This is a genomic window from Pseudoalteromonas aurantia 208 (assembly GCF_014858725.1).
GTDB classification, from domain to species: domain Bacteria; phylum Pseudomonadota; class Gammaproteobacteria; order Enterobacterales; family Alteromonadaceae; genus Pseudoalteromonas; species Pseudoalteromonas aurantia.
In genome coordinates this window covers 301,808-324,426 of the sequence record NZ_AQGV01000013.1, presented here as the reverse complement: position 1 = coordinate 324,426, position 22,619 = coordinate 301,808, and the positions used below count along the sequence as shown (strand labels likewise).

Sequence of the window (22,619 nt, the reverse complement as noted above, 5' to 3'; positions counted from 1 at the left end):
TTGTATGCTTCATGAAATTAGATAGCGTGTAATTTTTACTTCTTAAATGATATGAATCATTATTTGTGCTGCTGTCTGAAATATACAAAGGTGTTTACTCCAACAAAACAACTTCCTGGTTAATGGCGATAAATTGGCTCAATAATAGTTTATTGTCTTTAAGATCTGTGACTTTCCATGCAGTATCTTTCAGTGGCATGACGGTTTTTAAGCGTTGTCCAGTGAGATTGTATTGATTGAGGGTTTTCGTTGTTGGGTTCACACTGTAAAGCTGTTGATCATGTAAAAACATGGCTTTGCCATTCAGTGCTGTTAAATGCTGGCTGGGTGCATGGGTCTCATTGAATACACGTGAGAAAACTTGTCCGTCTAAGGTGCTATAAATTAACTGTTCTTGGTTGACCCACGCATTCTCTACGTGGTTAATATTGAGTGCCGTTAGGGTGTTTGTGGATAGGTTAAGGTCATAAAGCCCGTTTTGCACTGGGTCATGTAATAACACCAGAATGTGATTGTCGGTGTACCAAGTTAACGCAGAATATAACAGTTTGTCAGTGTTTACTGTCGATATATTGCCTTTTAAGTCAGAGATCATGAGTTGATCGTTAGATACCCAAGCCATACGTTTCCCTTCGGGTGACCAGCTGTAATTGTGAATACGGTGCCGAGCAGTATGAGAACTGACTTGAGTGACCTGGCTATTTTGCCAAAGCCAAAGTTGATCATGACCATTTCTATCTGAAATAAACGCGATGTTGTCGCCATGAGGTTGATATGTGGCATTGCGTTCTTGCGCTGACGTGCGCGCCAAGCTAGTAAAAGGTAATGATTGGCTATTTAACTGCGATTCATGCCGTTGAGTGTTTGTGGTGCTGCTGTTTACTTGTGCGATGTCTATGTCTTTATTACCCACGACGGCTATCAGTGAGTGGCCATTAGGGTGTTGCTCTACAGAAACAAAGTTACTAAGAGGCGTTTTTTGTGCAGTTAAGTGTCCGTTTATTTCTAAGGTGTATAAGTGCCCATTTAGGATGGTGAGTAAGGCGTTTCCTTGTGCGTCAAAATTTGCCAATACGTTTGTATATTTACTGACGTTGTTGGGGAGTTTTATGGGATTTTTACTCAGTAGTTTGGCGTTTTTATCGAGCAAGGTCAGGTAGGTATTCAGCTGTGGACTGCGGCTGATAATCGCATAACGCTGATGTCGTGTGTCATAGTCAAAATGATATATCACATCTTGTTTATGCTCATACATAACCTGTATAGATTTGTTCAAGTCATTATATCGCATCAGGCTATATTTGCCCGCGCGCGAGTGTAAAAAAATATAGTTATGATTTGACAGTGCCAGCGGCTTTTTAAGGTTATTTGCTTGACACAAAAAGCGCTGCTGTGGCGCAACAGGTGCAGATAGAGCCTGCGCAAAATCAAGTGTGGCAATGCTCCAGCATGCGTTGTTCTCACTATTAGTCTCTGTTATTGATGGTGTATTATTGCAGTCAGTTTTGGCTGAAAATACCAGCTCTCGACCATCAGGTGTGAAACTGGTTGCGCCATAATAACCGGCATGTTTGGTAAGCTGCGTTTCTTCCCCAGTGGTATGGTGTTTGGCCCATAAGTGGCTTTTACATGCACCGGCATATCGGTTAAATATCAGGTAACTGGCATCGGGATTAAATATGGCATGGCTTTCGTGAGCGTCTGTGTGTGTTAATACTGAGACGGTTTGAAATGCTGACGCCGTTTCTTTTGGCCAATAACTCATCGTTAATAGTGTGACAATCAAGACAAGCACGAGGCTAAACAAGGTATAAAGCACAGGTTTCTTCAATGAAGTAACCTGTGCGCTTTCATTGTTTTGAGCGGCAGGTTTATTAGGCGCGTGCCACGTTACATCCGCGATGAGTCGATAGCCTATTTTCGGATGAGTCGCGATAATCTTTTGTTCTTTGGCATTGTCTCCAAGTTCTTTGCGCAGTATGGCAATACAGCGCTGTAACGCATTAGGCACGACTTCAGTGCCAGCCCAAACGTGCGCCATGATCTCTTGATGGGTGACCACTTCGTTTTGTCGTTGTGCCAATAGTAACAACACTTTGAGTACTTTGGGTTCAATATGTGTTTGGTACTGATGATTTACGATTGTTGAACGCGTCAGGTTTATTTCAAATCCTGCAATATGAAAAGTGCTTACCTCAGACATAATGGCTACATTTAACGATCTTGAATAGTAAGAATATAATGGATTCTTGCGCATTCTGTCGAGTAATTAATTTCAATAATTCATTGAATAATATACATATATTTAGCATCAGTAATTCCTAATGATTTCATCAGGTACATTCGATTGTGTGTACCTAGGAAAATAGCATTTAATCGACTCAAATCATAATAATTCAATTTGAGGTGGTATGAATGAAAGGGAATAGCGAGCATAGAAAAACAACGGCGTGGTTTGCGGTGATTTTGCTCTGGTTACAGTGTTTAACCGGGGCAATGGCGGGGGAAGTTGAGCACAAGATTATTGATAAAGCAGTTTCTGCGTATGGGGGAGAGAAGTTACTGAATTTAAAACACATAACCTATCGAGATAACATAAAGCACTTTTTTCAAATGCAAAGTGGGTATTCGTCACAAGGCGCAATGACCCAGCATTTGAGCAACGAGCAGATTGACGTTTATATAGACTTTCAGAATGAACAAAAGGTATTGGATCAGCACACGACTCGATTAATTGGCAATCATGATGCTGAGAATAAAACGCGCACTCATCGACTATTTATACAAGGAAAAGGGTATACAGTCGATCATTGTTTAAAAAACTACACTGAGAGTCATAGAGTGAATTTTAGCAATGCGGATTTAGGCTTTAGTCGACTGTTAGATCCGCTGATAGTGAGGCAATTAGTACGTCACAGAATGCATGCGCGTTTAGTGGATAAAGCCTATATTCAAGGTCGCGCACAGCATGTGTTAAAAGTGAATGACAGTAAGCAAGCTGTATATACAGTGTTTATTGATCAGCAAACAGGCTATGTGAGTCGGTTATTAAAAAAACATGGCCAGCAGTTACGTAGCTATGACTTCTTTGAACATCAGCGTAAAGGCGGCATCGTTTGGGCAAAAAACATGTTTGTGAGCACAGCAAATCAGGTTGTTTACTATACGGACTCAAGGGGGCTGGATTTTGACCCACCTCAGGTACTTATGTTTGCTTTGCCAAAAGCTTATTCGCCTGCATCGACTGATACATTTTATGATGTATCTCAGATGACCATAAGAGAGCTCGCCAGCGGGGTGTATTTTGTCGGTAAAGGTTGGGGTTATACATTATTTGCGGATGTTGGCGAGTATCTTATCTCTGCCGGTGCTTGGGGAGAGGCGAATAATTCACTTGCGTGGCAACAAAGTCTTGCATTGTTCAGAGCAACTACTGGGAATAAGAAACCCGTAAAACAACACTTGGTGACCCATCACCATACTGACCATATGTCGAGTTTAAAAGATATCGTGGCTCAAGGTGCGGACTTGTTGGCGCACCCAACGTCGATTGACGGGATTAAAAAGCACCTCCCTGATTTACCCTCTGATCGAATTGTGAAGGTAGAAAACCAGACGATATTGGCCGGTGGAAAAGTAAGGTTACTTGATGTGCCAAATAGTCATGCGGATCACAATTTGGTGATGTATTTACCTGCGCAGCAAATACTGTTTAGTGAAGATATGTTTGGCAGTAGTTATAATAGCGCGTTTCATTCCCCTAATAATTGGCCAAGCTTAGATACTTACTCACGTTTAAAAACACTTGTTAGTCAAATAAGCAAATTAGGCTTGCCGGTTAAGCACTATGTTTCTTCACACCATGGCCGCATATTGGGGCAATCAGATATAGCCGAAGCATTAGCCATGCAATGTGGCTAGTGTACTTGGTAGATTGAACGAGTGCAGTGGCGACTTAGTGTTCATACTCACTATAAATACGGTTACTGTATTTTCAGGGAAGGTCGTATTTAACGACCTTTTTATGCTAACTTTTTTTTTCAAACCAGTGCTCTAAATAATTAATACAGGTGATGAGTTTAGCGGGTACGAAATGCCGAGCTGGGTAGAGTGCGTATAAGGTTAATTTGGGCTTAGTTGCGTCAGTTAATATTTCCACTACGTCACCTTTATCTATGGCGCTTTGGCAAACAAAGTCAGGAATAAAACCGATGCCCAATCCCTTTTGAATTGAGGCCATCATAAATTGCGTGTTGTTTACGCGCAATCGTCCTTTAACGGCAATTCCATCCTCTATCGGCCAAATATTTTTGTGCTGGAAGTAGCTATAAACAAAACAATTGTGATCTTTTAAATCTTGAGAGGTTGAGATTGCAGCGTGTTGGGCTAAATAGTGGGGAGCAGCACAGACTTTGTAGGTAAATTGAGTAAGCGCTTTGCCGACATAGTTTACATCAATGGGGGTACTGGATGCTCTAAAGCCTAAATCAAAACCTTGTTCAACTAAGTCGATATTTTCATCTCCTAAATGAATGTCTAGCTCGATATCAGGGTGAGAGTGCATAAAGTCGGCAAATAGCATCGATAAGTCAGTAAGGCCCAATGCCATCGGGGCATTAATTTTGAGTTTGCCACGAATATTTTGTTGAAGATCAGTGACAAAATTATCGGCATCATCGACTTTAGCTAAGATCTCACGCGCACGTTGTAAATACCCTTCTCCTGCGTGAGTCAGCTGTACATTTCGGGTTGAGCGATGAAGCAGGCGCGTACCTAGTTCAGATTCTAATCTCGAAATTTCTTTACTAATCATGGATTTTGATGCGTTTACTTGCTCAGCAACACGCGTAAAGCTGCCTAAATCTGCGAGCTTAACGAATAGCTGCATGGCGCGTAGTTTATCCATGGTACGTCCTCCATATTTTTATGTGTTTTGGTATGTGCCAACTGTTCTCGATTTGAAAACAGTATGTGCACATTGTTGTTATATATGGAAACAAAGTGAATGGCTAATATGTTTATGTCCTGTGACATGAGAGTGGTGTGGGATGGGTCGTCAGGAAAGATTAACTGGCGGTGATATTAACAAACTAAGCAGTGTTATTTTTAAGGAGAAGTAATGTATACCCTTTATTACTCACAAGGTGCATGTTCTGTTGCGACTCATGTTGTATTACGTGAACTAGGCCAAGCTGTAAAACTTATCGACGTAAGTCAGCTCGACAATTTCACCGATGTAAATCCGGTTGCGACGGTACCAGTCTTGATGGATGGGGATTGCTCGTTAACTGAAGGGGCAGCGATCATGTTACACATATTAAGCAAACATCAGAATATGTTGTTTCCACAGGGAAATAAGCAGCTGGCTATTCAAGATATCATGTTTGCCAACGCGACGATGCATCCAGCATATGGTCGATTATTTTTTTTGGCGCAGAATATCGATGATGCAAAAGTAAAGCAGCAAACATTAAATCGTGCTGCGAAGTGTATTAGCCAGTTATGGCAGATTGTAGAGCATCGTTTAGCGGAGCAGGATTTTTTAGGCGGCGAGCATCCCTCAGCTGCCGATATTATGCTCGCGGTATACGCACGATGGGGAGATTACTTTCCTATTGAAATTACCATAGGAGAAAAAACCACAACAATGCTATCACGGGTACAAGCGATGCCGAGCTTTATACTTGCCGATGAAGCGGAAGCGGCCACGTTAAAAAACTAGTTTCGTACTGATGGAGAGGAAGTGATGCAAGTTGCTGATGATCAGAATAAGGACTTTGCTGCGGTGGAACATGTACTGCAATGCTATTTTGAAGGGTTGTATCAAGGTGATGCTGAAAAGCTTAAAGTGATATTTCATCCTGATGTGTGGCTAAAAGCACCAGGAGTAAGGCGCTCCTTGGTACAGTGGTTAAACGATGTTGATAAACGACCAGTACCAGCTCACATCAATCAATCCTATGCATTTCAAATATTGGCTGTAGATGTTGTGAAAGACCAAGCAATGGCTAAGGTTCATTGCCCGATATTTGAATTTGATTATATTGATTTCTTAGGATTACTTAAAGAAGACGGGAAATGGCAAGTAGTCAGCAAAATGTATACGGACCTTAAGGGGCAATGACTCCAAAGAAATACATAAACTCATGTACAAGGAACAAAAATATGCCGTATATCAATGTGAAAATAACAGATGAACACGTTAGTAATGACCAGAAAAAAGCCATTATTAAAGGGTGCACACAGCTAATGGTCGATGTGTTAAATAAAGATCCCGCTACCACGTTTGTGGTGATTGAAGAAGTGAGTACTGATAACTGGGGAATCGGGTTCGAGCAAGTGACTCAATTGAGAAAGTGTTCCACAGTAGGTAGTAGTTAAAGCGAAAGGGAGCGCTTTAACTCAACCTGTCATAGTGATTTAATTAGATAAGTTCAATGAATGAGCTTATCTAACTTCTAACGCTTCGTTAGCCATTTTAATAAGGCTTCCGTGGTTTACTTTTAAAACATTCAGAGAAAGAACAGGGACCTATCGGCACTTGATTAAAATAGGTTATATCACCTGCTTTTTTATATGTTTTCACGTATTCATGATGTCGTCACGGGTTCTAGTTGGAGACAGTTTTGAGTGTTTAACTTGAAATATTCATTATGTCATTGTGTATATCGATGTATTCTTATGGAATAAATTCAGTGCAAATCTATTACTTTTTCTGAGGAATTTATTCTTTTTTGTAATATATTAATTACATTTCAGTATCATTATATAAACCCAATTAAGCGCTTAATACTCCTAAAAAGTGAATTAAAAATGGAGAGGTGGTGTAAATTTTAATTTGTTATTTATCAATGGCTCAGGTGGTTTTTAGTCACGGTTGTGGTGTTAATTATAAGATTTTTGGCTAAGTGGTGTGAGGTGTTGGGGGCTGTGTATTCTTATCTTGACTTTATCTTAATATGCTCCAAACTGTTTCTATAATTTATCGAAATTACAAGGGAGTAGTATCTAGCCATTTATGTTGCTATTTACTCAAGACAGTGAATTAGACGTTGGTATTTACTTAAAAGAACAGCGCGCGAAATTTAGAGAGCTAAGAAACTTACTGAATGTTGCCCAGTCCAGCTTACGTAAATTATTAGAAACGCCAACTTCTGCACAAGATCAAGACCTACAACGGCAAAACGCACAAGCGTGGTATCAGCTACAGCAAGTATGTGGCGAGACGTTAAAAAATGACTCTCGAGATATCGAAGTATTCGTTTGGTGGCTTGCAGCTTTACCTTATAAAAAGGCCGATCTATCCTTATTAGATGACGGGTTAAGTGACTTTTTGTATGCGCTTAACACCTTAAAAGAAGCGATTCATCCACGATTGCCAGACAAAAAAGTCGCAGGCCTAGATGAGGCGCAAGCAAGACAGAAGCAGTGCGAAAATCAGACTCGACCATTAGAACAATTAACGGGAGATGGTCCAAATACGGGGCTATTAAATGCGCCGTTAATGAACTTTCCATTAATTGAGAATTATACATTCAGTGATTACTTATCTGATCATAAAGCCGGCAAATTAGAAAAACAAAAAGCAGAATTTGCAGGCGTAATTCAATCTCATAAAGCCCAATTAATGGCACAGTTTGCAACCATCACATCGATTGATAGTAAAATTGGTGAAATTGATTTATTTATAAATGGTTACCGCAATAAAAATGGCTTGGCATTACTGGGTTTTCGGTTTGTAAAAGACAATTTAAAACAAATCAAGGTGATGTATCGGTACTTTTTTCCAGATGTGGATAAAAAAGAAGAAGTTGCACCGGCAATAGTTGAACCCGTTCAGACGAGTGACAGCAACGATATGATAAAACCTGATGTGATTAAAGAAAGCACACAGACTGAGCGTTCGGTCGTTCCTCCTCAAGCACAAAGTGATAAAAGCACTTATACTCGAGAAGATGCGTTGGCTGATTTAAATCAAATTGCGGTGTTTTTTAAACAAACCGAACCACATAGTCCAATTCCATACCTGTTAGCTCGAGCAATTCGTTGGGGCAACATGTCATTCTCGGAGTTGATGGGGGAGCTTATCACCAAAGACTCACCAGTGCTTGCTGAAATTAGCAAGTTAACCGGTGTTGAGAATGACTTGGGAGAGTTGCTCAATGAGCAAGTTGTGGTGGCGCCTGTGCCGAAAAGTAAACCGGTAGAACCAATTGTAACAGAAGAAATTAGTACACCTGCTGAGCCAGAAAAAGTTGAGCAGGTTTCAGAGCAACAGCCAAAGGCCAGTTCTTCCAGCTCTGGGCCGTTATGGTAGTTAATACATATTAATGCCTACCTCAGAGTAGGATAATTAAAATAGCAAAGGAGAAAGAGAGATGGCATCAATCTTCATGAGAATCGACGGTAATGACACTATTAAAGGTGCTGCAACGGTTGTTGACTTGAATAGTAAAAAAGGTTGGTTTGCAGTAGATAGCCTGTCTTGGGGCGCTATGCGTGGTGTGTCAGTAGATATCGGTAATGCAAATAACCAAGATAGCGGTATGGTAGCACTTGGTGAGATCAGTATCTCTAAAACATATGATGGTGCAACGCCTTACTTACTAACTTATTTATTTCAGCCTGGCGCTGATGGTAAGACCATTGAGTTAGTTATGACGAAACCATCACGTGATGGTAAAGGGATTATTCCTTACTATGTTATTTCATTAGAAGAAGCCCGTATGGCAAACTTCAGTATTTCTGGTAGTGACGGTGGCCAACCTTCAGAGTCATTTTCTTTAACTTATACTAAAATTGAACAAATCTTCTTCGTTGAAGATGAAGGTGGTAAGTTAGAAAAAGCAGCATCCGTTAAATATGATGCAACAACTAACCAGTTAACGTCTGCGGCAGATCTTAAGTAAGGTATAGCACATGGCACTTAATTCACAGCACAAGCGCGTTAGTAAAAACCGCGTAAGTATTACTTACGATGTTGAAACTAATGGCGCTACCGAGAAAAAAGAACTTCCTTTTGTCTCAGCGGTTTTGGGTAATTTCTCTGGTGACAAAGAAGATCCAAAAGAAGTTGAAGATCGTGAGTTTGTTCAAGTTGATCAAGATAACTTTGATGAAGTACTAGGGCGCATCAAGCCAAGCGTATCGCTTAAGGTAGATAATGTTATTGAAAGCGATGACAGCCAATTTGAAGTGAATCTTGAGTTTGAATCAATGAAAGATTTTGAACCAGATGCACTTGTACAGCGTATCGAGCCACTTAAAAAATTGCTTGAAACACGCAATCAATTAAATGAACTACTCAGTAAAGCTGATCGTTCGCGTGACTTTGAAAAGCTACTTAAAGATATCTTGCAAAGCTCGGACTCAATCAATGCATTATCTGATGAGCTTGGCGTTAAAGGAGAAGAGTAATGTCTGAAGAGTTACAGCAAGGTGCTGGTGGCGAAGGTGAAAGCCTGTCGTTTTTAGACCAAGCAATTAATGCCACAAGCCAAACTGCACCAGATAGAACAAAAGAGCTTTTGACGTCATTAACTGAAGAAGCTATGTCGGGCACCGTCACGTGGGATAAAAACCTAACAGACACGATTGCAAATGCCGTTGCCGCAATTGATGCAAAAATGTCTGAGCAGTTATCTCAAATCATGCAACAAGATACTTTCCAAGAGCTTGAAGGTTCTTGGTTGGGATTACAGAAGCTGATCCGCAATAGTGCGCTTGGTACAGCCCAAAAAGTAAAACTGCTTAATATCTCAAAAGATGAGTTACTAGAGCAATTTGAAGACGCGCCTGCGGTTGACCGTAGCCCAATTTTTAACTCTATGTACCAGCATGAATATGGTACCGCCGGTGGTGAACCATACGGGTTAATTTTAGGTGATTACGAGTTTTCGCAAAGCGATGAAGATGTGGCCCTACTGCGTTATATGGGTGAGGTGGCTGCTGCGAGTCATGCACCATTTATTGCTGCTGCCGCGCCTGAAATGTTTGAGTTAAATAGTTTCTCAACGTTCAGTGAAGGTAAACCGATTGCGCCTGCATTTGATTCACCAAGCTACGCATCATGGAATTCATTCAGAGAAAGCGATGATGCACGTTATGTTGCATTAACCTTGCCTCGTACTATGGCGCGCTTACCGTATGGTGGCAAAGGCAAAAAAATTAAGTCATTTAATTTTGAAGAGCTAGCCACAGACAATGCTGGAAATCCAAAGCCAGCAAGTAATGATGAGCTAGTTTGGTCTAATGCCGCATTCGACATGGCTTTGAATATGAACAACGCGTTTGAAGCATTCGGGTGGTGTACAGCCATTCGAGGTATGGAAAACGGTGGTAAAGTTGAAGCGTTGCCAAACTTAACGTACTTCACTGATTCTGGTGATATTACTCAGCAATGCCCGACGGAAGTAAACTTAACGGATGAGCGTGAAAAAGAGTTAAGTGATCTTGGTTTCTTACCATTGGTTCATTACAAAAATTCTGATTATGCGGTATTCCTCGGTGGCCAAACAACACAAAAGCCGAAAGAGTATACTGATCCAGATGCGACGGCAAATGCTGCTATCTCAGCACGTTTACCATACATCATGGCCAGCAGTCGTATAGCGCATTACTTAAAAGTGATGGGTCGTGACAATATAGGCTCAAATATGGAGTCTGCAGATATCCAGAAGCAAATGAGTGAGTGGATTGCAACATACACTAACTCTGGCGCAATGGGTAATGATGAGCGAGCTAAAACGCCTCTTGCTGAAGCACAGATCTCTGTGATTGAGCAGCCGGGTCGTCCAGGCGCTTATTCAGCAATTGCACACTTAAGACCTTGGTTACAAATGGAAGAGTTAACAACTTCTGTGCGTATGGTAGCCAGTTTACCAGGCTAAAGGTGAGTTATATCAGCGTCAATTCAACGATTGAAACGCTGCAAAAACGGGGTACCTAGGTACCTCGTTTTGTTCATACAGAAAATTCAATGACTGAAATACGTTGCAAGGATTTATTACGTGAAGTTGCACACTGAACTAAGTCAGCCAAATATACCGCCTTTAGCGCAGGTAAAGCACCTTATTAGCGAGATTGATCGCGTGATTAGTGAGCAATTGTCACTCGTCATGGCCGAGCAAAAATTTGTCGATCTTGAAGCGCGCTGGCGTAATGTATATGAGTTAGTCAGTTTACCCGTCAACTACAAATTAATTAAAGTCAAAATCATGAATATCTCTTGGCGAGAGATTTCACATGACTTAAATATTGCGACATCACTTAGACATACACGACTTTATAATATAGTTGCTAATCAAGAGTTTAATACAATGGGTGGGGAGCCGTATGGCTTGCTGGTGATTGATCATAATGTCAGTCTAGAGCTTGATTACGCCGATGAATTTGATGAATTGTATACCCTTGAGCTATTAGCTGAGTTGGGTGAGAAGAGTTTATGTCCCATTATTTTGGATGCGGATGACAGTTTTCTAGGTGCATCAGGTGAGATGTTTTTGTGTGATGTGCCAAAGTTAAACCGAGTGCTGGCAGACAGTGATTTTGCGAGTTGGCACCGACTGCGAGAAAGTAGTAATAGCCATTTTTTAGGACTGACTTTTAATAAATCAGCGATTAGAAAGGCATATCGTTTTCACCCTTGTGGTTTCATCTTTGATGAAGACATTGCGGGAGACTTTGTATGGGGCAATGCCGCAACAACATTTTTAAAGAATGTGCTAATAGAGTTTAATCGTGTTCGTTGGTTTGGTTTTTTAAAATCTCGCAAACTAGATGCGTCAGGTGGTAGTGCAATTAATTGCTATGCAGATAAAGCGCAATTTGACACTCAATTTAAAACGCGAATTTCAGCGTCGACAGCCGCGTATTTATCTCAGCAAGGGTTGATCCCCATTTTTTATAACCCGCTAAACGGCAAATACTTTTTCCAATCGAATAGCTCTGTTAAAACTGAAATGCAGGGAGAAAATCGTTTTCTAATTCAAACTACATTAATGATCAGCCGTATTGCACATTATTTAAAAGTACAGCTTCGAGAAATGATAGGCTCAGCTTTAGAGCCCCATGATTGTGAAAACAGGTTGAGTCATTGGTTAGAGCAGTATTGTTCCAATTCGGTCGTTTCAGACGAAATGACACTGGCGGGTATGCCATTGAAGTCAGCCAAAGTACGCGTGACTGAAGAAAGCAGCGATACCACTCGATACACCTGCCATATTGATTTAGTTCCACAATATCAATATGACCGAGTGGCAAGCATGGTGAGTTTATCTACGGCGGTAGAAAAATGAGCTTTTTCAGTGCGTTTTACATGGACAAAGATTCAACATCGAACAATACAACCGATGAGTTGGTGCAATCAATTCATCATAATATTGGGCTTATTTTAAAAACGGAAGCTGCGTTTTTACCTGACGACAAAGATAACTTGACGAGTGAATCGAATATTTGTTTTGGATTGGAAGACATAGCTTTGTTTAGTCGACTTAACTCTGGTGAGCAAATAGCGATAAGAATAAAAAACAAAATTAGTCAGTTTGAACCTCGTTTACATGGGGTTAAAGCGATTTATATTGAGAATGAACAACAAGATTTATTATCGAATACCATGAAATTTGAGATCTCGGCGATGCTCACTGTCAATGGTAAAGAAGAGATATTGCAATTCGATACAGACATTAATTTAAGTCAAATGACCGTACTGATAGAGAACGAAAGCCAATATGATTAATCGTATGTTGAAACATTTTGAAGATGAACTTGCCAGCATACGCAATGGTTTGGAAGGCTTTCGTACACGCTTTCGTCGTGAAGCAGAGCATATTAATCTCAACGATAAAGGGCGAGAAGACCCAAATGTAACCCGGCTAATAGACAGCTTTGCATGGGTTGCCGCAAAGAATGCGATGGAAATAGATTCTTTGCGGACTAAGCATATTGAAGAGTTTAGTGACATAGTGTCTCCAAACTTATTTAAAACATTGCCGACAGTCGTTAAAGCACAGTTTCAGCCCAGTGCAGATGACTTTAATAAGCCTGTTTTATTAGACAAACATGTTGAAGTTGAACTTGATGTGCTTAAAGCGGGGCAAGAAAGCGTTAATATTAAATTGTCTAACTCTTTGCCTATTACGTTTAGTCCATTACTAGTGAGCGGCTTTGCACTTGAGCAAACGCCATTTGAGCATGCGATGCCCGCACAGCTTGATACTAAACATGCGCTATATTGTCTGCGTGTAGCACTTGAACCTGTTAGCGATGAAGTTGATGTCAGTCAGGCGCTGATGCAGCCGATTCAATTGCATTTTAGTAATGAGTCTATTGGCCGAAATGTCGCTGATATTATTAATCAAGCAGTTATCAAAGTGGCACTGTGCGTTGAGCAAGGTGAACAAGCGCATGATGTCGGTGCGGGGAACTTTAAGTCACTTTTATCTGATGAAGACTCTCTTATTTCCCCGATTAAGAGCAATGAGATCCCTGTTTATTTTAAATTAAAAGAGTATTTTGCGATTCCAGATAAACGGCACTTTTTTATTTTACGTAATGACAAAGAAATCGCAGTATCATCAGGGCAAACCGTGTTTTTGGATTTGTACTTGAATGAGCTCGGAGCGGCCTTACTTGATGAAAAAAACTTGTCTGTAAAAATAAACAAAACACTGTTCAGTAATTTGTTTCATCAAACATCAGAGCCGGTTCGGGTGAATTATCAAGAGCTGTCGTATCCCATTTTTGCAGATGCAAGCCAAAGTAATATTCATATCTACTCTATCGATCGCGTTTATCAGGTGTCTTCCAGTGGGCAAAATGAAATCCAACCGGTGATAGGGACACAAACGGTTGATTTTCAAGAGCAGTTATATTGGTCAAAAATGACCAAGCTGGCTGCCGTTGGTGCAACCCAGTCGATAGATGCTATTGATGAAGTACAACATTTAGTGCTACCCATTAATAATGCGACCAAAGCTTACCCAAATGGATTTACTGCGTATGCGGAAATTACCTGTTTCGATGCAGAGCTTGCCAGTAAAGTTCATGTGGGTAATCGTATTGTTGTTAATACAGAAGAAGCTTTAGCTGGGGAGTTTAATGTGGGTGGGGTGACCATTCAGCCCATTGGTACGGTGACAGATGAACGTAACTATTGGAATATGTTGCGGCTGTTATCATTTAATTTGTCGCAGTTATTGGAAGCGGATGATGCGAAAGAAACATTGAAAGGTTTCTTGCGCTTATTTGTTAATTCAAATGCGACTCACCAAGAGCTCAATGCCATTTATCATGTGCAGGCTGATAAGATTAACGCGCCGTTTCAGGTGCAAGGCAGGATGATATTTGTGCCGGGGCTAAGTTTAACGATTAAACTGGATAACTCTGAATTGACAGCCGACTTTTCATTATTTAGCGAATTATTGAATGACTTTTTCATAGCGCAGACGCCATTTGATCGTTGTTGCCAATTGCATGTTGAATACACCAGCTTTAATTGGCCAACGAAAGTGTTTGATGCGCAGCTCGGAGTGCGAACATGCAGCTAAGTAAGCGAGTATTCACTAAGGTGAGTTCAGCTTTGCATTTTACGCGGCTGGCGAGGCTTTTTGGCGCCAAGAAAGTCAGTTTTAAACAAGAGCTATTTTCTGATCATTATACAGATAGACATATTAAATATGATGAATTAGCGGATCGCCACTATGTTGTTAGCGCGCATGAGGCGACCTTATTCGGCCCAAATGGTGGCTTGCCGAATTTCATTTTAGATTGGTTGAAAGAAGCCTACTTTAGATTAAATCGGGCGTATTTGCGTTTTCTTGCTATTTTTGACAATACCTTTGTGCATCAATCACTGCAGTTAAAGTCATATTCTTCAGTGGTATTGCGGGCTGAAAAAGCACAAACTGCCTATGAAGCATTAACCTTAAAAAGGTCTTATTTTTATTCACTTACGGCACAGTACGATGAGTTGGCTATGTTGCCGGCTACATTGGTGGTACGTAGTGAACATTACTGTTTAAATAATTTGGTGTTATTACTTAAGCATTATTTTCCAAATGATGTATCGGTGTCATTAACTGCATTGGAAGAAAAACAGATCCCCGACCAAGCCCGTAGTCGAGTTGGGCGGTGTAAGTTAGGCCAAGGTGCGGTATTAGGGCGGAAGTTCCCGCAGTTAGGTCGAAAAATTATAGTGAGTGTGAAATTTGAATCAGCAATCTGTTTTGCCAAATTAGAGCGTCAAGACAGTGAACTAATGGGCAGGTTGCGCGCGATAAAAACGCTATGTAACTACTATGTTAATCATGAGGTTGTTGTTGATGTAGAAGCGGAATATACCGGTTCACAAGTCGAAAGCTTATATCTGACTAAACAGCAATCACAAGCCATTGTGTTGGGCGTAAATTCTAATTTGGCAACACGTGGTGGTATTTTTAAACGAATTGTAAGGGCTCGTTAGAGTAGAGGGAATCGTATGTCACAAGTATCTATTTCAAAGTTAATTTCATATTTAGATGGCAATTTAAAAAATGCGCTTGAATATGCGGCTGCAGATGCAATGAAGTCGCAAGTTGGCGCGATTGAAGTTGAGCATTGGTTGATGTCGCTTTTACAAGGGCGAGACCCTAAATTACAACAGTTTCTAGAATCACAAAAGGTCGATATTGCTGGGTTTTTACAAGAGCTAGAACAGAAAATTAATAAATTAGAGAAAGTACATTCAGGGCAACCAACAATTAGCCCAGAATTAATTGAAACCGTTAAATCAGCATGGTTAGTTGCATCTGTAGAGTTTTCTCATAACAGCGTTGCGGGCTTACATTTATTGTTAAGTATTTTACAGCCAGATCCGTTGGCATTTAATAATAAAGACTTCAAAGCGTTGAAAAATGTGTCACTGGAAAGTTTAAAAGAACATATAAAGACATTGGCCGTGACGACGAAGGGCAAAAGCGCTGGCAGTGCTCCGGCTGCGGTGGTCACTGGCGCGTTAGATAAATTTACGGTTAACTTAACGGAAGCGGCGAAAAATGGTGAATTGGATATTATTTCTGGCCGGTCAGAGGAAGTGCGTCAAGCGATCGATATTTTATGTCGAAAACGTCAAAATAATCCGATTTTTGTGGGGGAGCCAGGCGTTGGTAAGACAGCTGTTGTGGAGGGACTTGCACAGAAAATAGCGAATAATGAAGTGCCAGCGGTACTGGCGGGTGTACAAATTCATACCCTTGATCTTGGTTTATTACAGGCTGGGGCAAGTGTTAAAGGAGAATTTGAAAATCGACTTAAGGATGTGATAAACGAAGTGAAAACCTCTGAAGTGCCTATTGTCGTGTTTATTGATGAAGCGCATACACTTATTGGAGCGGGTGGTGCTGAAGGACAGAATGATGCAGCAAATTTATTAAAGCCAGCCCTTGCACGAGGTGAATTTCGAACTTTAGCGGCCACAACGTGGGAAGAATACAAAAAGTATTTTGAAAAAGATCCTGCATTAACTCGTCGTTTTCAAGTCGTGAAAATAGATGAACCTAATGAAGAAGATGCATTACAAATGCTGCGTGGTGTCGCCGAGTCTCTAAAATCACACCATAATGTATTTATTACAGAAGCGGCCCTAGAAGCAGCGGTCAATTTATCTATCCGTTATTTACCCAGTCGAAAGTTACCAGACAAAGCCATTAGTATTTTAGACACATCTTGTGCGCGTATTGCATTGACGCAAAGTGCTAAGCCGGCACAAATTGAATCTGTTGAACAGCGCATTCGCTATTTAGAAAATGAGATTGTTTCGTTGAACAAAGAAGATGATATGCTCTCGAATCAGCAACAGGCGATTGTTGAAAAAGAACACTCTAAAATAGGGTTTGAGCAACAGTTAGTGGATTTAACAACGCAATGGGATAAGGAGAAAGTACTTGCGAAGCAACTAGCTGAAATTCAAAAGGGTGAGGCGCAGGGGGATTTTGCGGAGCTACTGGCGCAGTTAAAGTCTTTGCAAGGCGAAGATCCGATGATCCATGCGATTGTTGATGAACAAACGATTGCCGAAGTAATAGGGGCCTGGACCGGGATCCCAGTTGGTAATTTGCTAAAAGATGAAGTCGCCAAGTTACTATCATTAGAAGATTCCTTGCATCAGCGGATAATAGGCCAATCACATGCCATGAATGAACTGGCAAAGAGTATTCGGGTGTCACGAGCAGGGTTAACAGATAAGCGCAAACCAGTTGGCGTCTTTTTGATGTGCGGACCAAGCGGGGTTGGTAAATCAGAAACCGCTTTGACTTTGGCCGATCAGCTATTTGGTGGTGAGCAGGACATGACCATCATTAATATGACGGAATTTAAAGAAGCCCATAAAGTATCTATGTTGTTAGGTTCACCTGCGGGTTATGTTGGTTATGGAAAAGGCGGTGTGCTAACTGAAGCCATTCGTCGCAACCCATACTGCGTTTTGTTGCTTGATGAAATGGAAAAAGCGCACCCAAGCGTACATGATATTTTTTATCAAATTTTTGATAAAGGCTGTATTCAAGACAGTGAAGGGCGCAACATTGATTTTCGTAATACCCTGATCATCATGACGTCAAATGCCGCAGATAGTGCGATTGTTGATTACTGCAATGACCAAGCAGATCGCCCTGATATGATTTCATTGGTTGATAATGTTCGACCAGCATTACAAGAATTCTTTAAACCTGCATTTTTAGGACGTTGCAATATCATTCCTTATTACCCACTTAATGAACAAGAATTAGCGCAGATCACTGAAATATCGTTACAGCGGGTTGCGAATAAGCTTAAGGAAACATATGAGGCGACACTTCAGTATGATCAACAGTTTGTGGATTATGTTGTCACTAAAGGGAATGAACCTACGATAGGTGGTAGAGCGATTGAACAAATTATTAATCGTCATTTAATGCCTTTGTTGGCTGAGCGTTGTATTGAAAAAATAAGCCAAGGTGAAGTTATTTCGACGGTCGATATTTGTGGCCACGCTGATACCAGCGGTTTTGATTTATCGATAAGTTAACGTGTTCATGCTGAAATACATAGTACAATTAGCATTGATTGTAGGCATGGCAGCTATGAGCGAGCGCGCAGTGGCGAAAGATCTACTGCGTTTGGCAACGCATGATGCTTATCCATATCATTACATTGAGAATGGCAGCGTAAAAGGGACTGTGATCCGACAAATTAAATGTGCGTTTAACCGATTGGAAACACCATATAGAGCCGAATTTAGTGATTGGGTTGATGTTGAATTGCGTTTGAGAACCGGTAATCTGGATGGTATTTTTGCGGTAGCGCAAAGTGAAGCCCGTAGTGAGTTCGGTCAGGTATCAGTTGCTGTTGCAGCAAAGCATCTTTACTGGTACTTCGCGGGTAACAAAATTGATATTGAGACCACGAATCCATTATATCAGCGATATAAAGTTGCAGCGGAATTTGGTTCTGATGAATGGCTTGATTTGAAACGCAAAAGTTATAATGTGAGAATGAAGCCTCGTAATGCACGTGCGTTAGTGCAGTTACTATTAAGTCATGAGGTCGATGCTATTTTGTTAGATGAGCATGAGTTTGAACATGAAATAGCAAAATTACGTTTGCAAGATACGGTTTTTTCACGCACAGAACATGGAACAATTGATCTGGGGGTGCTTTTTTCAAAGGCATTTTTAAATGACAGGCCAACTTTTTTAGATGCATTTAATACCGCAGTATCGAATTGTATTGTGCCTAATAGTGGAAGTCAGTAAATGAATACGGCGATTTTACAAGTAACAGAGTGCCCTGACGATATCCGTCTTCTGTCACGTATGGCAACGATATCTGAGCAAGGAGTGGTATTGGGCAGCTCAATTGAATGCGATCTTATTTTGCCGGCTATCGATGCCAGTGAGGATGAGAGTGAGCAGTTGATTAGGGTCTTAGTGGACAAGGACTCAGCGCAGTACAAACTCATCGCTTTAATTGAAGGGGTGAAAATGAACGGCCGTGCTCAGCTTGCTAATTCATCGGCGCTATTATCTGATGGTGATGTGATTACATTCAATGGATATACATTGCTATTTTCGAATGACAATGAAATAACGCATGACCAAGGTGAAGTCACGCAAAATGATGCACAAGCACATTTATTTGAAAGCGTTGATGACATTGAGTTTGATGCGAGCAATATTTTTGCCGATTTAGAAAATGAATTAGACCAAGCTTTCACACGTGATAAAAGTGTCAACGACGATTTCTCGGAACTGCCACGCTCAGAAAGCATAGACTTGCCAGTAAGCAAAGACAGTAGTCAGCGTGTTATTGAACAGAAGTTAGATCAACTTATTGCAGTGACGCAAAACCCATGGCAACAGCAAAAACAATTGCTCATGATGATGGATGATGTGGTTGATGAGTTTGTGAAAGAGTTTGACCCACAATTAATTGACGAAATGGTTGGGCCGCCTTCAATGTTAAGTTCAAAACATTGGAATGCTTATAAAAGTTATTATCAAAGAAAAATTAAAGAAGGGCATTTTAAACGTCAGTTTAAAGCGTTATTAATTGAATGCATGCAAAAATAATATTAATACTCTCATGCTTGTTACTTGTAAGTTGTTCAAGTGGCGACGCGCTGCAACGGTATTCATTGCCGATTAAGTTGCGCTTAGAAACCAATGAACAACTTAATTGGGCGAATAATACGGCAAATCCAGTTGCGGTACGTATTTACCAACTCGCCAAGAAAGAACGCTTTTTACAAAGTAATTTTATTACGTTGTTTAATGGCGACACACAAGTGTTGTCCGAACAATTGATTGAGAAGAAGCGTTTGTATCCCGTGATGCCAAACACCAGTGAAGATATTACGGTGAAGTTGTTACCTGGGGTTAGGTATTTAGCGGTGCTGGTTGAGTTTACCCAGTATCAAGCTGGGGCAACTAAGGCAGTGATTGAATTACCTGAAGATGTATCTGAAGAAACGGTAGTCTGGCTTGGGATCAATGGTACGGGTGTCAAGTTTAATGAAATCCCAGAGAAAAGCCTGTTAGACAACTTATTTAGTTGGGGAGCTTAATTTGAGCAACAAGATTGTATGGCGTGAAGGGGCATTTTTATACCCTCAGCATTTTCAACAAATGGAAGCCCACCTCGAAGGGATCACACAGCGCTATAGTGCACTCACAACCAGTGAGTTTGCACCCCATTGTGGATTAACACAACTCAGTATTAATGAATCACTGTTACAGCTTGGGCAGTTTTCTATACGTGCGTGTGAAGGTATATTACCTGATGGTCAATATTTCAAAATAGCCAAAGAAATCGCAATGAGTATCCCACCAGGGAGCGTTGATCAAATGGTATACCTTGTGGTCCCTGCGCTATTAGGTGGCAATAACAGCTTTGAAAATAATTCGACCACTTCACGTTATAAAACAGCTTTCACAAAAATCTATGATTTCACTTCTAATGAACAAGAAGAAATAGAAGTTGAAACGGCTTCGCTTAACGCAACGTTAAAGCTGGAACAAGATAACTTGGATGGCTTTGTCAAGTTAGCGGTTGGCAAAGTACTAGAAGTAGATGGTAATGGTGCGGTGATTATTGACCGCTCATTTATTCCTGATAGTTTGAGTATTGGTGCTGCTGATATTTTACTTGAACGGGTTAAAGAATTAGAAACGTTGGCGAACGCCAAAGCAAACCAATTGTTACTGCGCTTAAATACGGCTGTAGAAACGCAAAGCAATGCTGCTTTATTTAAGGAGCAGCAATTACTCAGCACTATTTATCATTGGCTGCCTTGGCTCGAAGCGACTCAAAAGACTCAGCATTATAAATTAGGACGTTTCTTCTTTGAGTTAAAGCAATTTGAGGCGGCACTATTGAGTGTGGAGTATGAGCAGCGCTTACCTTGGACGCCTTTAACATTTGAAAACCTTTTCAAACAGTTTCACGGTGTGTTGTCGTGCATAAAAGACAAACTGTCTATTACTCAGCAACAGAACGTGGTTGAGTACTTTTGGGATAAATCGTTATTTGATAGTCGTAGAATGTTACTGGCAAAAGTGAAACAGGCCGATGTATTGCAATCTCAGCGTATTGTTATTGCGGTGATTGCATCGCAAGGGTATATCTCTAAAGAGGTGTTTAAAACAGGATTTAAACTGGCAGGGAATAAGAGCATTGTTAACTGTATAAAAAATGCAACTCAGGGCGTCATGGTTAAAGCGTTACCCTTCCCTCCGGCAGAGTTGAAAGAACAAGCAGATGCCACGTATTTTGAGGTTGATGTGGAAGATGCACTATGGCTGCAAATTATCGAAAATAAAGAAATGTTAGCGTTACATATTGATGCGCGCATTCATGTTGATGACGTTAAACTATTTATGATCAATTAATATGAATACAGCCAGTTATACCGTCAATCAATTCTCTCTCGTTGATGAGAGAAATACCGCACTTAAAGACTTGTTGAGCGAATTTTCGTGGCAAGGTGAGGAGCTAATGCGCTTGAGCCTACCTTTGATGCCAATGATTGATGCGATCAAGTCACTTGATGATCCCGTGTCACTTGATAATTATCGAGCGCACTTAGTACTAGAGTTAAAAAATATAAAACAACGTGGACACGAGTTGGAGGTTTCGCCTGCATTACTTGATAAGCTGTGCTTTATTTGGGCGGCCTACTTTGATGAACGTGTCAGCTATGAAAGTACACTCGATACCACGCAATGGCAAAATAAAACGTTGGTAAGCCAGTTGTTTGGAGTTCGCAATAGCGGCGAGACATTCTTTAATCTTATTAAGCAATTGATGGGCTTTCCTAAAAAGCATTTAGCACTTCTGAAAGTGTGTTACGTTATTTTACAACTGGGGTTTAAAGGGAAGTATCACAACCACCATGGTGCTCAGTTAAAACAAATTATCGCAGAGATAAATTACGCATTATCTGAACTCGGTGCATTTAAGATTTATGCTGACGAACAACCGCGTAAAGTCAGGGTGTTTCGTAGGCGGTTTGGTTTGTTTAAAGGGGTTAAGCCACTTTATTTTTGGCTAACCATGCTGCTGATATTGTTAACAAGTTTATTTAGTTACAATCATTATTTAGGTGAAATGTACCAACAGCAAAATTTAGAGTATCAAGTAATGGCTGATGATACTTATCAACATCTGAAAAAGTTACAGCCACCGAAGATGTTTATGGAGAATACCCAGTTTTTTGAACAGGCGAAATATGAGCAATCAGCAATAGGCGCTGTGGCAACAGTAAATAACGAAGTCACCACTTCAGCTCTTGGGCCATCAAAAGCACTTAAAAGTGACCCTCTTGAGCTTGCAACGGCGGAGTTCAATGAAGCGCCCATAGACACAGCATCCGCTGTACAAACAGTTAGATATTTGGTGCAGATTGGGGCGTTTAAGAACCGCCAGCGTGCAGAGAATTTACAAAAAACATGCGCAAACTCACAGTATCCTTTACAGATCATTGAGCAGCAGGAACGCCAACTTGTCGGTGTTATTACAAGCGGTTTCGCACAGGCAAAAACAGTAAGTGATTACTTTACTGAGTTTTGCAAAATCATTCCTTATATTAAGAAATATCAATGAGTCGA

At 40.7% G+C, this 22,619-nt stretch carries 20 protein-coding genes; 18 read left to right on the top strand and 2 right to left on the bottom strand.

Going from position 1 to position 22,619, the window contains the following annotated elements; all coding sequences use genetic code 11:
- Positions 1–94: 94 nt before the first annotated feature.
- Positions 95–2,203, bottom strand: coding sequence for a winged helix-turn-helix domain-containing protein (locus tag PAUR_RS16630; protein WP_192508864.1), 2,109 nt, complete (start codon positions 2,201–2,203; stop codon positions 95–97).
- A 212-nt stretch (positions 2,204–2,415) separates the two neighbouring features.
- On the opposite strand from PAUR_RS16630, the gene PAUR_RS16625 reads away from it, so the two are divergent.
- A complete protein-coding gene (locus PAUR_RS16625; RefSeq protein WP_192508863.1) occupies positions 2,416–3,921 on the top strand; it encodes an MBL fold metallo-hydrolase in 1,506 nt (501 codons plus the stop codon).
- A 106-nt stretch (positions 3,922–4,027) separates the two neighbouring features.
- Here the strand turns inward: PAUR_RS16625 and PAUR_RS16620 are convergent, their stop codons facing one another.
- Positions 4,028–4,906: a LysR family transcriptional regulator gene (locus PAUR_RS16620; RefSeq protein WP_192508862.1), complete on the bottom strand. Its 879-nt coding sequence runs from the start codon at positions 4,904–4,906 to the stop codon at positions 4,028–4,030.
- Between the two features lie 213 nt (positions 4,907–5,119).
- Between PAUR_RS16620 and PAUR_RS16615 the strand changes: the two genes are divergently transcribed.
- From PAUR_RS16615 to PAUR_RS16535, 17 genes are all read left to right on the top strand, one after another.
- Complete coding sequence (locus PAUR_RS16615) at positions 5,120–5,722, top strand: glutathione S-transferase family protein (protein ID WP_192508861.1); 603 nt, start codon at positions 5,120–5,122, stop codon at positions 5,720–5,722.
- 24 nt (positions 5,723–5,746) lie between these two features.
- A complete protein-coding gene (locus PAUR_RS16610) occupies positions 5,747–6,124 on the top strand; it encodes a nuclear transport factor 2 family protein (RefSeq protein ID WP_192508973.1) in 378 nt (125 codons plus the stop codon).
- Between the two features lie 41 nt (positions 6,125–6,165).
- The gene (locus tag PAUR_RS16605) at positions 6,166–6,381 is read left to right on the top strand and encodes a tautomerase family protein (protein WP_192508860.1); all 216 of its coding nucleotides are present in this window, start codon (positions 6,166–6,168) and stop codon (positions 6,379–6,381) included.
- A gap of 637 nt (positions 6,382–7,018) precedes the next feature.
- Positions 7,019–8,317: a type VI secretion system protein TssA gene (locus PAUR_RS16600; RefSeq protein ID WP_192508859.1), complete on the top strand. Its 1,299-nt coding sequence runs from the start codon at positions 7,019–7,021 to the stop codon at positions 8,315–8,317.
- 61 nt (positions 8,318–8,378) lie between these two features.
- Positions 8,379–8,909, top strand: a complete 531-nt coding sequence (locus PAUR_RS16595; RefSeq protein ID WP_010362738.1) for an Hcp family type VI secretion system effector — start codon at positions 8,379–8,381, stop codon at positions 8,907–8,909.
- Between the two features lie 10 nt (positions 8,910–8,919).
- Positions 8,920–9,417 carry a type VI secretion system contractile sheath small subunit gene (tssB, locus tag PAUR_RS16590; RefSeq protein WP_192508858.1) on the top strand — a complete coding sequence of 166 codons (498 nt, stop codon included), beginning with the start codon at positions 8,920–8,922 and terminating at the stop codon, positions 9,415–9,417.
- Entirely contained in the window at positions 9,417–10,889 is a 1,473-nt protein-coding gene (gene tssC / locus PAUR_RS16585) for a type VI secretion system contractile sheath large subunit (protein ID WP_192508857.1), read from the top strand. Before tssB ends, tssC begins: the two co-directional genes overlap by 1 nt.
- Before the next feature lie 120 nt (positions 10,890–11,009).
- Positions 11,010–12,296 carry a type VI secretion system contractile sheath domain-containing protein gene (locus tag PAUR_RS16580; protein WP_192508856.1) on the top strand — a complete coding sequence of 429 codons (1,287 nt, stop codon included), beginning with the start codon at positions 11,010–11,012 and terminating at the stop codon, positions 12,294–12,296.
- A complete protein-coding gene (gene tssE, locus PAUR_RS16575; protein WP_192508855.1) occupies positions 12,293–12,736 on the top strand; it encodes a type VI secretion system baseplate subunit TssE in 444 nt (147 codons plus the stop codon). The genes PAUR_RS16580 and tssE overlap by 4 nt, the downstream gene beginning before the upstream one ends.
- A gap of 4 nt (positions 12,737–12,740) precedes the next feature.
- The gene (locus PAUR_RS16570; protein WP_263973701.1) at positions 12,741–14,546 is read left to right on the top strand and encodes a type VI secretion system baseplate subunit TssF; all 1,806 of its coding nucleotides are present in this window, start codon (positions 12,741–12,743) and stop codon (positions 14,544–14,546) included.
- Positions 14,537–15,460 (top strand): type VI secretion system baseplate subunit TssG, encoded by a 924-nt coding sequence (locus PAUR_RS16565; RefSeq protein ID WP_192508853.1) that lies wholly within the window; start codon positions 14,537–14,539, stop codon positions 15,458–15,460. The genes PAUR_RS16570 and PAUR_RS16565 overlap by 10 nt, the downstream gene beginning before the upstream one ends.
- Positions 15,461–15,475: 15 nt before the next feature.
- Complete coding sequence (gene tssH, locus PAUR_RS16560) at positions 15,476–18,040, top strand: type VI secretion system ATPase TssH (RefSeq protein WP_192508852.1); 2,565 nt, start codon at positions 15,476–15,478, stop codon at positions 18,038–18,040.
- Between the two features lie 7 nt (positions 18,041–18,047).
- Complete coding sequence (locus PAUR_RS16555) at positions 18,048–18,767, top strand: type 2 periplasmic-binding domain-containing protein (RefSeq protein ID WP_192508851.1); 720 nt, start codon at positions 18,048–18,050, stop codon at positions 18,765–18,767.
- Complete coding sequence (locus PAUR_RS16550; RefSeq protein ID WP_192508850.1) at positions 18,768–19,583, top strand: FHA domain-containing protein; 816 nt, start codon at positions 18,768–18,770, stop codon at positions 19,581–19,583.
- The gene (gene tssJ / locus PAUR_RS16545; protein ID WP_192508849.1) at positions 19,568–20,077 is read left to right on the top strand and encodes a type VI secretion system lipoprotein TssJ; all 510 of its coding nucleotides are present in this window, start codon (positions 19,568–19,570) and stop codon (positions 20,075–20,077) included. The genes PAUR_RS16550 and tssJ overlap by 16 nt, the downstream gene beginning before the upstream one ends.
- 1 nt (position 20,078) lies before the next feature.
- Complete coding sequence (tssK, locus tag PAUR_RS16540) at positions 20,079–21,401, top strand: type VI secretion system baseplate subunit TssK (protein WP_192508848.1); 1,323 nt, start codon at positions 20,079–20,081, stop codon at positions 21,399–21,401.
- 1 nt (position 21,402) lies between these two features.
- Positions 21,403–22,614: a DotU family type IV/VI secretion system protein gene (locus PAUR_RS16535; protein ID WP_192508847.1), complete on the top strand. Its 1,212-nt coding sequence runs from the start codon at positions 21,403–21,405 to the stop codon at positions 22,612–22,614.
- The last annotated feature ends 5 nt before the right edge of the window (positions 22,615–22,619 follow it).